Genomic DNA, 14,234 nt, shown 5'->3' on the forward strand with positions numbered 1-14,234 from the left:
TTAATATGAAAAAAATAAAGACTTTTGCACTAATGTCTACAGCATTGATAGCAATGACTTTTTCTCCAATTACTAATGTGGCACAGGCTTCAACAGATACTGACAATATTGGTACAGAAAATATTATGTCAGTTGCATGGTTCCAGACGTCTTCAGAAGCTCGTGCACTGTATTATCAAGGATATAATACAGCTACAAACAATATGAGAAACAAGCTTGCTCAACCATCCGATAGGCCATATGCAGTAGTTTTAGATATTGATGAAACAGTACTGGATAATTCTCCATATCAAGCATATGCATTGAAGAATAACGTTAGTTATCCAACAAATTGGCATAATTGGATTCTATCTGCTCAAGCTAAAGCTTTGCCAGGCGTAAAAAACTTTTTGAACCTTGCTAATGCAAATGAAGTATCAATTTTTTATGTTAGTGATCGTAACAAATCAACTGAAACAGATGCTACAATTAAAAATCTTACCGAACAAGGATTACCACAAGCTGATAAAGACCACGTATTACTAAAATCTGATGGTGAAAGTGGAAAATCTACACGTAGATCACAAGTAGAATCACAATATAATGTTATCGAATATATCGGTGATAATTTAACCGACTTTAATGATCCTGAAACAAATAGTATTGACGGAAGAAACGATGATGTTAATACAGATTCCACATATTTTGGGGACAAATATATTATTTTGCCTAATCCTATGTATGGTGGTTGGGAATCAGCAATATATAACAACAATTACGCAATATCTGATGCGGAAAAGAGTAAGCTACGTCAATCATACTTAAATTATTATGATCCAAACACAGACAGTGTTACTCAGATAAAGGCATTTTAAGTAAAGGAAGATACATTATGAAAATTGATCATGTAGCTATTTGGACGAGTGATTTGGAGAAAATGAAAAATTTCTATCAGAAATACTTTGATGTGGAGATTTCTGATCTATATGTAAATAATAAAACTACATTCAAATCTTATTTCATAAAATTTGAATCTGGTAGTCGTATTGAATTAACCACAAAAAGATTTTTATTTGATAATGCTATGGATACCATAGGATATTCACACATAGCGATAGCTGTTGGTGATCAGTCAGGTGTTGAAGAATATGTTGAAAGGTTCATGGCTGATGGATATCCAATAGTTAGTGGTCCTCGTATTACTGGCGACGGTTATTATGAAGCAGTTATACAAGATCCTGAAGGAAATTTAATTGAACTAACAACAGATTAAATTATGATGTCCACGAAAGTGGGTATTTTTTTGTGCTCGATAAATTGTCGAATACTTGCTTCGTATAATATATATTATGTAACCTTAAATATAAAATAAAATGGAGTATCAAAAATAGACACCCCACCTTTCTGTTTATAAATGTTTTCAAACTAAAGTTTTGAAATTAAATCAAGAGAATCCGTAATTGATTCTGATGAGCAATCCAAACTTTTTTCAACATGATTTTTAACTATTAAACTTTTAACACTTTTGATACTTGATTCGATGGCTGTTAATTGAGTTAATACATCAGAACATTCTCTTTGATCTTCCAACATTTTTTGAACTCCACGAGCTTGGCCTTCAATTCTTTTCAATCTGTTTAAAACTTGAGAATCACAATCCATATTCAAGATCTCCTTGCCAAGAAATTGTGCCACCAATCACATTTACTACATCGTATCCATTTTGCTCTAAGTATGCTGATGTTTGTTGAGATCTGGCTCCAGAGCGACATATCACATAATACTTGGTATCTTTATCCAGTTGCTTAATATTTTTTTGTATAGAGCTTAATGGGAAGAATGTTGCACCAGGAACGTGTCCTGATTCAAACTCGTCTGATTCTCTGACATCTAAGATATTAGCGCCATTATTCAATTCCTCAGCGAATTGTTTTTGATCTATTGATTTCATTTTATTATCTCTTCTTTTTTAATTTCTGAATACAGATTGTATGCACCGTCAAGATTTTTGACGTCAAAGCCATGTTGTATCAATATTTGTTCAGCAGTATAGCTTCTTTGCCCAGTTAGACAGCTAACAATGTATTTATTACTTTTATTTAGTTTATCTAAATTATCGCGTAATACATCTAACGGAATATTGATTGCACCTTTGATGTGTCCAAGTTCAAATTCAGATTTACTTCTAACATCAATCAATAATTCTCCGTTAGCAAGTAAATCTCTTAATTCGTGCCAGTAAACTGGAACTGTATTTTCTTCTAAGATATTTTGGCCAATGTATCCAGCCATATTTACGATATCTTTTGCTGAACTAAATGGAGGTGCGTATGTAAGCTCGAAATTAATTAAATCTTCGATACTTAATTTACTATATATAGCAGATGATATGATATCAATTCTTTTATCTACACCATCTTCTCCTATAGCTTGTGCGCCATATATTAATCCATTACTTGGATTGAACATAACTTTAAGTAATATAGGTTTGCTGTCAGGATAGTAAGAAGCGTGATTTGTACCTCTGACATGTAGAGATTTGTATTCTATATGTTGTTTCTTTAATTGTTTTTCGTTCAATCCTGTACTTGCTGATTCTAAGTTAAAAGTTCTAACAATTGATGTACCAATAGTTCCTCTGTTTATTCTATTTTTCCCAGAAATAATATAAGCAACCATACGTCCTTGACGGTTAGCAGGTCCTGCAAGTGAAATAAGTGAGTCTTCTCCAGAAGTATACTGATTGACCTCTATAGCATCACCAATCGCAAAAATATCGCTTATATTTGTTTGATATTGACCGTTAACCTTGATACTATTTCTGATTCCAAGTTCAATTTTTGAATTATTCAAAAATTCTGTATTTGGTATAACTCCAATGGAAATAATATTCATATCACTTTCTATTTTTGAATTATCTTCTAAAACTACCAATCTACCATTATTTTTAAATGTCTTTATGGAATTTTGCTTAATGATTTCTATGTTATTTTTTATAAGTTCATCTTCCACGAATAAAGCCATTTCTTCATCGAGAGGAGGTAATATTTGCGTCACCTTTTCAATTATATGGACTTTAATCCCTCTTTTTACTAAAGATTCAGTCACTTCTAATCCTATAAATCCAGCACCAGTAATTGTTGCAGTTTTTATATTATTGTTCTCAATAAAGCTATATATTTTATCTACATCAGGAACATTTCTTAGTGTGAAAATGTTATCAGCTGATTCAATTCCTTCAATTTCTGGTACGAATGGTTTAGCACCTGGTGACACAATCAACTTATCATAAGTTAATGAATACTTTTGATTATCTTTCATGATAGTTACTTGATGTAATTCGGAATTAACTGCAATCACTTCACTGTTAACACGAACGTCAAGATTATACCTATTTTTTAGTTTTTCGGGTGTTTGAACAATTAACTTATCATGGTTAGTTATTTCTCCACCTATATAAAATGGTAGTCCACAATTAGCAAAAGAAACATTTGGCCCCTTCTCAAGAACAATAATTTCAGCATTTTCATTTAATCTTCTTAATCTAGTTGCAGCAGACATTCCACCTGCAACACCACCGATAATAACGTATTTCATTGATATTTACCCCACAGTATTTCTGTATCTATTTATACCCCTAGGGTATATTAAATTAACAAAAATATCAATAAATAAGTATTGAAATATAAATATAAAATAAAAAAAACACCTATCATCCATAGGTGTTTTTAAAAATTAAGATCATCATTGATGAAACTTTCTAGCTTATTAAAATTCGGTATGTCTAGATCTAGAATCGTAAGTTAGTTTCTATTTTCTGCTATCTCTTCTAATCTGAATAATACGATATCCTGGATTAATTTTTCTGGTAATTTTTCGTTATATGGGAACTGAATTGCACCCTTACTAGTTTTGTATTTAGATAATTGATCGGAGAACTTAACTATTGGACTTGAAGATGGATAATATCCCAAATGATTTTTTGACGCATTAAAGTGAACTAAGTTCTCTTTATAATAAAATGTTGGCATTCCATAGGAAATTTTTTCTGTCGTGCCTTCTGGTACTACGGATTTTATTATAGAATAGATCTCATTCATAGAGTCCTTTTTGATGGGATCTTTTTCTTTTTCAATGTAATCAGTTATTAAAGTCATTTATTTACCTCATGAGATAAAAAAAGAATACTTTTCAGTATTCTTTTTTAGTTTAATTTTTATCTTACTGTTGTGTCGATGCTGTTTACCCAAGTATTGTTACCAATTAGGTAGTATGTTACACCGTTAACTGTAACTGTTGCACTATATCTCCAACCAGAAGCTGCTGGAAGAGTACGTGATGAAGGGTTAAGATTTGCACCATCTTTAGTATAAACTAGTGCACCCCAGTGTTTAACATCAACAACACCTGAAGCTGAAACAATCTTGTCACCTGCATCAGTAGCAGGTTTTGTATCGTCACTGTTTACCCATAGGTTTTGACCGATTAAGTAGTATATAACACCATCTACATCTGCTGTTTTTGAGTAGTTATAGTATTGACCAGCAGGCATAAGTTGATCCATTGAACGGAATCTGTTTAGGCCGTAACGATATGAATAGTTCATTGCGCCCCATTCTCTAACCGTGATTGTACCTGAAGCGTCTACAGCGTTTGATGGCATTGATAGGTCAGTTGTAGCTGAAGTTGATGTAGCTACATCAGCAGCTTGAGCTACGTTTTGTGTAGCAGAAACACCCATCAAAATAGTAGAACTTAATAGTAATCCAGTAGCGATATTTCTAGTTTTCATAAATAAAAAACCTCCTATATAGTGAAACTGTTATACTCACAGGATATCATATATTATCTTAAAAAAAAATTACCTTTTTAAATAAAAATTCCAAAATAATATATTTTTTACAAAAAAAGACATGTTTAAACATGTCTTTTTAAAATTATCTATTTGATTGTTATATCTGATGCTTTTAACCAAGCATTTGTACCAACACGGTACATCTTACCAGCATTTGTTTGCATGTTAACTGTAACACGATCGATAACCCATGTAGAACCCTTTTCTACATATCTACCACTTAGTTTTCCATTATTGTCATATATAGGAACAAAGTTATTTGCTGTTATTGGTGTTTGTGATGACAAGAATGAAGCCCATGAAAGAACATTATTTGATGATACAAATTGATTTTCAGAGATATGGAAGAAATAGCTGTTATTCATTATAGCAATCATATCTGAAGAATACTCAGTGTTAGGAGCTAGGACAACATTATTTAACTTGTTACCATTTCTATCGTAGACTGGAATAGAGTTATTAGGTACTGTTACCCCACCCCTTAAGTCTAGATATGTGTAATTAGCAGTTTTTGTGTAGTCACTATTTGTTTTTGATGAATCAACTAAATCATATTTTGATACATTAGCGTAGTCATTCGATCTTGATAGATAGTAATTGTGATTATTAGTATCACTAAATGACTTTGAAGCTGCTGCATCGTTACCAAACTCCTGTGATACGTAGATAACACCATTTGAAGCAATTTTTAGTCCTATACCTACATAACTAACGTATGGATTTAACATTGATTTTCTGTGTCCATAATCAGGCTTAGGATCATAATTTTCTGAGTAAAATTCTTTAGTAATTTTTTGTGCAACTGTAGTAGGATCAGTTGAATTAATCAATGAGTATCCCATTAAAGAAATATTCTCGGCAGTATTATAATTATAAGGTGCCATTTGGCTAGGATTCCAACCAATATGATTGTCTAAATCCCCTGCTGAAGATAGACTATCAGTTCTTTTTTGAGCATATGTGTTTAGTTCAGTTCTAGTTTGTAGTGTAGGTAATCCATTTTGTGAACGTAATCTATTAAGTTCTTTCAGGATTGCCTGTTTAGTAGCTTCAATATCAATTGAGCTTGCTGCAGATGATTGTGTAACTGCAACATTTTCATTGTTAGAATTAGTTACATTTTCAGTTTGTACTGTGTTTTGGTTTTCTGTGTTGACATTATCAGCTAAAGCAACAGAAGGAAAACTAGATGCTAGTATTAGACCAGCAGATACAATGATAGCTAATTTTGATTTTTTGATGAACATGAATTAGATCCCCTTTACCTATAAAAAGATAATCTAATTATGACATTATTAAATATATAAATAAAGAAAATTTGTGATTTTAATCATATTGTAATCTAGTATTGTGTATACAATTGTGCAATAATGCACATATACAAATATAAATTCGGGGGAATTTAATTATGAAAAAAATTATTTTTGGTATCACCACAGCTGTATTATTAACATTAGGTTTATCTGCAACAGGTAATGTTATTAAGGCCGACAATATGGTTCAATCAATAGATGCTAGTCAAGTGGCTAAATATGATTAAGATGGAAATATTAGAAGTGGTAACACTTTGGAAATTATGAAGCCAGTAAATGTATATCAATTGAAGAATGGTCAATTTGTAAAAACAGATGCAACTCTAGCTGTTGGCAGTGAATGGCTTGTTGGAGCTCAAGTAACAACTCAAGATGAGAAAACATTCTATCAAATTTCAACAAATAGTTATGTACTACAAGATGACAATGTTTCTGTAGTGAAGATGCAAAATAAAAAAAGACACTTTGAAGTGTCTTTTTTTATCTATCAAATTCTTTGATCCAGGCTACTGCCAAAGCACCTTTACCAAGATGAGTTCCAATTACAGGGCCAAAATATGAACGGTCGATTTTAACATCCGGATATACTTCTTTTAGATGTTCAGCCCACTCATTTCCCGCTTGAATATCATCCCCATCAATAACTAGCATACGGAGTTGATAATCAGCGTTTTTATAAGCATTAGCCAATTTTTCTTCAGCTTTTAACTTCGCCTTTTTGATTGATCTAACTTTGTCATAAGCAACTATCTGATGTGTTTCATTATCAAATTCAAGTAGTGGTTTAATTTGTAACATTGTACCAATGACAGCAGAAGTATTGGAAAGTCTACCACCTTTAACCAAATTCTTAAGATCGTTAACTACGAATGCTTCACCAGTTGTAGTTTGTAAATCGTGAATTCCATCGATAATTTCATCAACTGACTTACCTTTACTTGCTTGCATAGCAGCGTATTCTACTTGATAACCCATTAATCTAGTTGTGATTTGTGAGTCAATAACTCTAACATCTGCGTTTTCAATTGTTTGAGCTGCAGTTTTTAGGTTATTAACAAAACCCGAGATTGTGCTTGCTAAGTGAATGGATATTATAGTATCATATCCTTCTTTGGCAAGGTCATCATATATGTTTATCATTTCTCCCATTGAAGGTTGTGCTGTAGATGGTAGTTCTGGTGAACTTTGTAATAAATCATAAAATTCAGAAGTATTTATATCAATATCTTCCTTGTATGTTTTACCATCAAAGACTACTTCAACTGGGACTATTTTTATATCATATTTCTGCACTAATTCTGCTGGCAAATATGATGTACTATCAGTAACAATAGCGATTTTCATAAATTATCAATTCCTTGTTTGATTAAAGTATAATGAAAGTATATGTTTTAGATTATAGCACAATAGAATTACTATTTTATCGTAAAGAATAATTAATTTCTCTAAAAGAAAGGTCGAATTAAATGTCATTTGACGGAATGTTCACCCATTCAATGGTTGATGAACTCAATAAAGAATTGGCTGGTGGTCGTATTAGTAAGATACAGCAGCCCTTCCCTAATGAATTAATTTTAAGTATTAGAAGTAATAGAAAGAGCAAAAATTTGCTGCTATCTGCTCACCCTAGTTATGCAAGAATTCAAATTACTGAGCTACCTTTTGAAAATCCAGCAAAACCTTCTACATTTGTAATGTCACTTAGAAAGTACATCACTAGTGCCATTGTCCATGGGTTTAGGCAAGTTGACAATGATCGTATTGTTATGATTGATCTTAGTGCAAAAAATGAACTTGGGGATGTTCATGAGTACACTATGGTTATAGAAATAATGAGTCGTCATAGTAATATTTTTCTAATTAATAAGGAAACCAACAAAATAGTGGATCTTATTAAACGAGTATATCCGGAAAACAATAGTTATCGTGGTCTACTACCTAATGATGATTACGTATTGCCACCTTCCCAAAATAAAGAAAATCCTTTTAAATCAACAATTGGAGATTTCCAAAATATTACTGATAAAAATGAATTACGTGAAAAATTTGAGGGTCTTGGTGTTGATACTGCTGATGAGTTTTCGGCTTTGTTATCGAAAGATAAAGATCCTATAGAATTTATATATCAGTTTAAAAATGGTGTCTCCCCTACTGTTCAGAAATTGAATAAAAATGGTAAATTATCAGTTTCCGCATTTCCTTTTGAAGAAACAGCCTCTGAATTTGTTAAATATGAATCGTTAAGTCAGGCACTTGATAATTATTATGTTGATAGTGCGAGAATTGATCGTATTGAGCAACAGACCAAAAGCATAATTAGCCGTTTAAACATTGTTTTAAAGAAGGATAAATCAAAACTAAAGAAGTTACATGAGCAACTGGAAAAAACTTCTATAATGGACAAATATAATCTTTATGGTGAACTTCTAACTACATATATGTCTCAAGTTAACCAAGGCGAGTCAAGTATCACCCTACCTAATTATTATGACAATAATTCTGATGTAAAAATAAAGTTGAATCCTGAACTCTCACCTTCTAAAAACGCGCAAAGTTACTACAAGAGATATAGAAAATTACAAAACTCTATACCTCATATTGAAGAGCAAACAGAGATAACTCAAAATGAGGTAGATTATCTTGAATCAGTTCTTGCCTCACTAGAATATGCTGATGTTCACGATGTTGATGGTATTATTGAAGAATTAATCGAGTCAGGATATGTTAAAAATCGAGGAAAAAACAAGAAGAAAAAGAAGAAACGTGTAGTTGGTGAACAATTTAAAACAACTAACGGCATAGAATTTGTTGTTGGAAAAAACAATATTGAAAATGATCAGTTAACAATGAAGCTGTCACCAAAAAATCATTATTGGCTTCATGTTAAAGACATCCCTGGTTCTCATGTGATTCTAAAATCTAGTGAGCCAGATGAACAATCTATTGTAGAAGCAGCAAGTGTTGCTGCCTATTACTCTAAGGCAAGAAATTCATCAAAAGTTCCGGTTGATTATCTACAAGTTAAAAATATTAGAAAACCAAATGGTGCTAAACCTGGTTATGTTATTTTTGAAGGTCAAACTACTATCTTGGTTGATCCTAGTAGAGAATTAGTGGAAAAATTAAAAGAAGACTAGAATTCTAGTCTTCTTTTTTGTTTGAATCAAAAAGATAATTTTCAATATCTTCTTGAGGCAATATCTTAATTTTTTTATTATCTCGAATCAATAGATAGAATTGATCGGTATTCTTAAATATTTCTTCTAGATTGTCTGTTTTTTCTAGAGTATTACCCAAAATTAATTTGACTAAAGTATCAATCATGTGAATTGAACTACCTAATTCATGAATGATAATATCTTCATCAATACCGTGATATATCCTAGAAATGACCCAGTTGCCCTTTAAGTAGACTAAATCAAAACTAAAGATATTAATCTTATCGTTTTCTTCTAGAGCATTTGAAATTAATGTGTATATTTCATCTTTTTCGGTTTCAGTTAAAAAGTTATTATATGAGCCTATTTCAAAACTTTCAGAATTAGATTCATTTCGGTAAATCAATGATGGAATTCGAATTCCTGATCCATCAGTAATTGACATTAATCTTATGGAAATATCACTTTCCAATTTGTTATCCACTACTAATTCAGAATTTATTTTAAAGACTTTATCACTATCATCTTCATTGAGTACTGTTTCAGATAAATCAATTATTTTAAAGACTTTTTCTTCTGGAATTATATTTAGAGAATTTAATTCATAGTGTGGATCATCTATTTGAAAAACTTTTTCTCTAACTGATAAAGGAGAATTCCATGGTTCTCGACCTACCACAACCATTTCTAATCCATTTTGCTGAATAGATTGCGAGAGTTGCATTAGAACAAATTGTTTAGCCATCAAGGTTCTTTTACCAAAAACTATTGGAGATCTGACAATTATTTTATTCTTATCAGAGAATTTTAGATCATTGGATATTCCTGAAGTAACAAAATAATTATTAAAATTATATTCGTTTTTCTGGACAGGAACAGACTGCTTACGTTTTACCACAGTGTGATTAACAGGATCTTTAGATTCTTGGATAATTTTACTATTACCAATTCCCTTGATACCGTAACTAGTAAGCTGTTCGATATCTTCAATACTTAGTGATTCAGAGTCCATTAGATTAAAATTAGAAATATTTTCCAATGCAGTTAGATATGGCATATTAATATTTGTTATCTGTCTAAGTTCTTCTAATTCAAATCCTCTATGGATTGCCTCAACGATTACATCAATCAACCAATTGGTTGGATGAATGATTTTTTCAAACAGTTCATCATCACTCAATTTTTTAAGGTAATCATGTTTTTGAGAAGTATTATTTAATTTGTCATTAAGAGATCCACGGTTTAATACTTCCTCAATTCCTAATCCATTGACGATTAGACTGTCATTCGAAGTTTTACTTGGTCCAAGATATTGTGGTTCGCTATCATTCCATTGTGGAATTCTAGATGTTATATGATCCATAAAGTTTTCAGTGGCGCCATTAAAGGTTGTTCCAGCATCAATCTGGAGTTTATCCAGCCTATAGCCTAATGATAATTCTACTGCAACTGTTGCCATTGGATAACTTGCCGCGTATTCCAAGAATTTAGTTTCTTCACTAAGTCTTGGAATGAATTCGGTTATATAACAATCATGTGTCTCATGGTTGTACGCAAAATGAACAGTACAAGCACCTTGTATATCAAAGACTTGAGCTAATTTTATAGAATAGTTACGTAGTTTTTGATATTTGGAATCGTTTAAAGATATAGCAGGAGAAATTAAATGTGAGTCTAAATGATGGATACCAATAGGTTCAATATCTTCAATAGAACCCATCAAAGCTGAATTATCAAATCTATCTCTAACTACTGTAAATGAGTATTCACTAAAACCTCTAATACTACGTTCAATTTCGATCTTAGATTCTTCAATTTCTTCTAGAGACATAAAGGTATCTAATTCATAAATATTTTTGATATTGGTCCAGCCACTAGAATTACGATTAGAATATCTACGTCGAGCAATAATAGGAAAATCTATTGACCTGATAAAATCATAAATTTCTTCTTCATCACTTGAAGAAATAAAGTTAATTACTGGTAGATCATTTTGCATCAAAGTTTTTACAAATACTTCTCTTTTAAAGGTCGATAGAGCAGCGTGCTTGTTAGTTCCTAATATTTTAGTACCACGTAATTTATCGTTAAGACCTGAAATAATTCCCAGTGCATTTCTATCCCCAAGTGTAGGTAAAATTGCATCAGGGTGAAATTTTTCTAGGAACTCTAGGACACTTTCACCATTGACCTTTCTAACAAATATTTTGTCAAAAAATTTAACTGACGATAATAAGAATGTAGGATCCTCAATGATTATCGATGTTTTATAACCTAATTTGTGCAAAATTTCAGCTGTATCATAAATGGAAGTTGATAAATCAACATTTATTTCACTTTTAGTAGGTCCTAGTATTAAGATACTGTGGACATCACTTGTTACCATTTATGTATACCTCCTCTATTTTGTACTTTATTAGATTCCATTGATTGTATAAATTCATCAAAAATATAGTATCCGTCGCTAGGACCTGGAGCTGCTTCAGGTTCAAATAGTGATCCTGTAATAGGCAGATACTCGTGACGTATACCTTCGATACTTCCATCATTAACACATATATCAGTAACAATTAGATTAGAATTACTGATTGAACTTTTATTAATAGTTAGTGAGTGATTGTGATTTACAAAGTCTATTTTTCCACTGGCTACTTCTTTTACAGCAATTGATGAATCATGGTGAGCCATATCTAAGGTTTCAATATCACAATTATTTGCAAGTGCAATCAAAAGTGTTCCCAAGCCTATTCCTAGAATTGGGTATTTAGTTTGAAGTTCTTGAATATTTTTTAACGTATTAGGTAAATTTTCTGGATGACCAGGTCCATTAGAAAAGATAATGCCATCTGGGTGTAAAGCTTCTATTTCTTCAACAGAGGTGTTGTAGTTAACAATAATTGCATTGGTACCTCGGTAAGAAAGCTGCCTTAAAATGGAATACTTAAGACCTAAATCCACAATAACAACTTTTACACCTATATTAGGGTTTGGATATGATTGCTTAGTAGACACCCTTTTTACTAAATCTGGTGGTAGAACTAGTGCTTTGATTTGGTCTTTAGCATGTTCATCATAAGTGTCCATGATACTTGCTTTCATTTCACCATGTTCAGCAATATGATCAGATAATGCTCGCATATCAACATTTTTTATACCAGGTATGCTCAATGATTCTACCCAATTTTCAAATGGAATAGTGCCATCGACGGTAGATCCGATTGTTGTACCTACAACTACACCCTTACATCTGGAATTAATGGATTCATAGAAATCGCGGTTAATCCCTGGAGTACCTATTGCTGATGTTGAAAATGCCAAAATTTGGCCTTCAGCGTTAGGGTCAGTGATAGTTTGTTCTATTCCTGTTCTAATGTTAGAAATTATGAGCTGACCAGTTGTAATAACTGATGAACCAAATCCAATTCCAGGAAAAACTGTACCATCTTCAAGAATAAGATAACGTTTCATTATTTTTGTTTCCTTTGTTTTGGAATATTAATCAATTTCTACGCGATCTTCCCCATCGATCTCTTTCATGAGTACTTTAATGGTTTCTTTTTGAGAAGTTGGGATATTTTTACCAATGAAATCAGCACGGATAGGTAATTCACGATGACCTCGATCCACTAATACAGCAAGTGAAATCTTTTTAGGTCTTCCCATAGACATAATTGCATCCATTGCAGCACGAATAGTACGTCCAGTATATAGAACATCATCTGTTAAAATGACATGTTTATCGTTTATATCAATATCAATATCTTCAATTTTATTAGTATCGACGTCATCATTTTTATCATCTCTAAAAGGAGTAATATCTAGCTCTGCAACTGGAACGTTAAGGTTTTCAAGTTGTTTTAATCTAGATTCAATTCTGTGAGCAACGTATACACCACGAGTTTTTATACCAACAAGTACCAGATTATCGATTCCTTTATTTCTTTCGATAATTTCATATGTAATTCTAGTAAGCGCACGTGTCATTGTTTGACCGTCGATTATTTCTTTAGCCATAATTAACCTCTGCTAATATTTCTTAATTTATTGAGTGTTTCTAAAAAAATAGTTGGTGGTTCAGTAGAAAACTCTAACCATTCTTCAGTTTTGGGATGTACGAATCCTAATGTTTGAGCATGTAGGAATTGACCGTTCCCTTTCAAAGTATTCTTTGGTCCATATAGTGGATCTCCAGCTACTGGATGACCAATATATTGTAAGTGAACACGAATTTGATGAGTTCTACCAGTTTCTAGTTTAAGTTTAAGAAGTGAATAACCTTCAAATTGTTCTAAAACCTCAAAGTGAGTAACTGCATTTCGACCATTTTCAATAACTGCTTGTTTCTTACGATCAGATTTGGAACGACCTATAGGAGCATTGATCTTTCCACTTGTTTCTTCAAAGTTTCCATGAACGATAGCCACATATTCACGTAAGTTAGACTTCTCTTTCAATTGTTTCATCAGAGAGAGTTTTGCATCATGATTTTTTGCAATCATTAATAAACCAGAGGTATCTTTATCAATTCGATGCACAATACCTGGTCGTATAAGGTCGTCGTCATTAATTTGTGCATGATATAAAATTGCATTTACTAAAGTTTGGTCTGGATGACCTGCAGAGGGATGTACTACCATTCCCTGTGGCTTGTTAACAACCAGTACATCGGAGTCCTCATAAATAACATCTATTGGAATATCTTGTGGGATAGCCTCAATAGGTTTTTCCTCTGGAACAAATATCTCTACTTGATCATTCAGCTTGATTTTAGTACCAGCTTTTAATACAACGTTGTCATTTAATTTTATGTTTTCATCTTTAATTAAATTTTGAATTTGGGATCTGGTAAATTCAGGTAATTTTTCACTTATGTAAGTATCAAGACGAACCTTTGAATCAGAGTCACATGTTAATTTGATAACTTTTTTA

At 32.0% G+C, this 14,234-nt stretch carries 16 protein-coding genes; 5 read left to right on the forward strand and 11 right to left on the reverse strand.

The annotated features are described in order from the left end of the window. Positions 1 to 5: 5 nt before the first annotated feature. Positions 6 to 854 carry a 5'-nucleotidase, lipoprotein e(P4) family gene (locus CS873_RS04935; protein WP_099974765.1) on the forward strand — a complete coding sequence of 283 codons (849 nt, stop codon included), beginning with the start codon at positions 6 to 8 and terminating at the stop codon, positions 852 to 854. A 17-nt stretch (positions 855 to 871) separates the two neighbouring features. After that, on the forward strand, positions 872 to 1,252 hold the full coding sequence (locus tag CS873_RS04940; protein ID WP_099974766.1) for a VOC family protein: 381 nt from the start codon (positions 872 to 874) through the stop codon (positions 1,250 to 1,252). 152 nt (positions 1,253 to 1,404) lie between these two features. On the opposite strand, the gene CS873_RS04945 is transcribed toward CS873_RS04940, so the two are convergent. The 6 genes from CS873_RS04945 to CS873_RS04970 all read right to left on the reverse strand — a co-directional run bounded on the left by CS873_RS04945 (position 1,405) and on the right by CS873_RS04970 (position 6,081). Continuing rightward, entirely contained in the window at positions 1,405 to 1,641 is a 237-nt protein-coding gene (locus CS873_RS04945; protein ID WP_241685235.1) for a metal-sensitive transcriptional regulator, read from the reverse strand. Continuing rightward, a complete protein-coding gene (locus tag CS873_RS04950) occupies positions 1,631 to 1,930 on the reverse strand; it encodes a rhodanese-like domain-containing protein (protein WP_099974768.1) in 300 nt (99 codons plus the stop codon). Before CS873_RS04950 ends, CS873_RS04945 begins: the two co-directional genes overlap by 11 nt. Continuing rightward, on the reverse strand, positions 1,927 to 3,576 hold the full coding sequence (locus CS873_RS04955; RefSeq protein ID WP_099974769.1) for an FAD-dependent oxidoreductase: 1,650 nt from the start codon (positions 3,574 to 3,576) through the stop codon (positions 1,927 to 1,929). The genes CS873_RS04950 and CS873_RS04955 overlap by 4 nt, the downstream gene beginning before the upstream one ends. A gap of 206 nt (positions 3,577 to 3,782) precedes the next feature. Beyond that, positions 3,783 to 4,136 carry an iron chaperone gene (locus CS873_RS04960; RefSeq protein ID WP_099974770.1) on the reverse strand — a complete coding sequence of 118 codons (354 nt, stop codon included), beginning with the start codon at positions 4,134 to 4,136 and terminating at the stop codon, positions 3,783 to 3,785. Positions 4,137 to 4,195: 59 nt separating this feature from the next. After that, positions 4,196 to 4,771, reverse strand: a complete 576-nt coding sequence (locus CS873_RS04965; protein ID WP_099974771.1) for an SLAP domain-containing protein — start codon at positions 4,769 to 4,771, stop codon at positions 4,196 to 4,198. 149 nt (positions 4,772 to 4,920) lie between these two features. After that, positions 4,921 to 6,081: a CAP domain-containing protein gene (locus tag CS873_RS04970; RefSeq protein WP_099974772.1), complete on the reverse strand. Its 1,161-nt coding sequence runs from the start codon at positions 6,079 to 6,081 to the stop codon at positions 4,921 to 4,923. Between the two features lie 161 nt (positions 6,082 to 6,242). On the opposite strand from CS873_RS04970, the gene CS873_RS08305 reads away from it, so the two are divergent. Together CS873_RS08305 and CS873_RS04975 are read left to right on the forward strand one after the other, a co-directional pair. Next, complete coding sequence (locus CS873_RS08305; RefSeq protein ID WP_281252404.1) at positions 6,243 to 6,374, forward strand: hypothetical protein; 132 nt, start codon at positions 6,243 to 6,245, stop codon at positions 6,372 to 6,374. Positions 6,375 to 6,401: 27 nt separating this feature from the next. After that, positions 6,402 to 6,647 (forward strand): SLAP domain-containing protein, encoded by a 246-nt coding sequence (locus CS873_RS04975; RefSeq protein WP_099974773.1) that lies wholly within the window; start codon positions 6,402 to 6,404, stop codon positions 6,645 to 6,647. On the opposite strand, the gene CS873_RS04980 is transcribed toward CS873_RS04975, so the two are convergent. Then, entirely contained in the window at positions 6,628 to 7,491 is an 864-nt protein-coding gene (locus tag CS873_RS04980; RefSeq protein WP_099974774.1) for a fatty acid kinase binding subunit FakB, read from the reverse strand. The genes CS873_RS04975 and CS873_RS04980 overlap by 20 nt on opposite strands. 122 nt (positions 7,492 to 7,613) lie before the next feature. Between CS873_RS04980 and CS873_RS04985 the strand changes: the two genes are divergently transcribed. Next, positions 7,614 to 9,284, forward strand: a complete 1,671-nt coding sequence (locus CS873_RS04985) for an Rqc2 family fibronectin-binding protein (protein WP_099974775.1) — start codon at positions 7,614 to 7,616, stop codon at positions 9,282 to 9,284. Positions 9,285 to 9,288: 4 nt separating this feature from the next. Here CS873_RS04985 and CS873_RS04990 read toward each other — a convergent pair whose 3' ends face one another. The 4 genes from CS873_RS04990 to CS873_RS05005 are packed head-to-tail and all read right to left on the reverse strand — an operon-like array spanning position 9,289 to position 14,224. Continuing rightward, complete coding sequence (locus tag CS873_RS04990) at positions 9,289 to 11,691, reverse strand: ATP-binding protein (RefSeq protein ID WP_099974776.1); 2,403 nt, start codon at positions 11,689 to 11,691, stop codon at positions 9,289 to 9,291. Continuing rightward, positions 11,685 to 12,773 (reverse strand): carbamoyl phosphate synthase small subunit, encoded by a 1,089-nt coding sequence (locus CS873_RS04995; protein WP_099974777.1) that lies wholly within the window; start codon positions 12,771 to 12,773, stop codon positions 11,685 to 11,687. Before CS873_RS04995 ends, CS873_RS04990 begins: the two co-directional genes overlap by 7 nt. A gap of 27 nt (positions 12,774 to 12,800) precedes the next feature. Continuing rightward, positions 12,801 to 13,319 (reverse strand): bifunctional pyr operon transcriptional regulator/uracil phosphoribosyltransferase PyrR, encoded by a 519-nt coding sequence (gene pyrR, locus CS873_RS05000; RefSeq protein WP_099974778.1) that lies wholly within the window; start codon positions 13,317 to 13,319, stop codon positions 12,801 to 12,803. Between the two features lie 2 nt (positions 13,320 to 13,321). Beyond that, on the reverse strand, positions 13,322 to 14,224 hold the full coding sequence (locus CS873_RS05005; protein WP_425435974.1) for an RluA family pseudouridine synthase: 903 nt from the start codon (positions 14,222 to 14,224) through the stop codon (positions 13,322 to 13,324). Between the last annotated feature and the right edge of the window lie 10 nt (positions 14,225 to 14,234).

Origin of the sequence: Companilactobacillus metriopterae, assembly GCF_002762335.1 — a bacterium.
Lineage (GTDB): Bacteria > Bacillota > Bacilli > Lactobacillales > Lactobacillaceae > Companilactobacillus > Companilactobacillus metriopterae.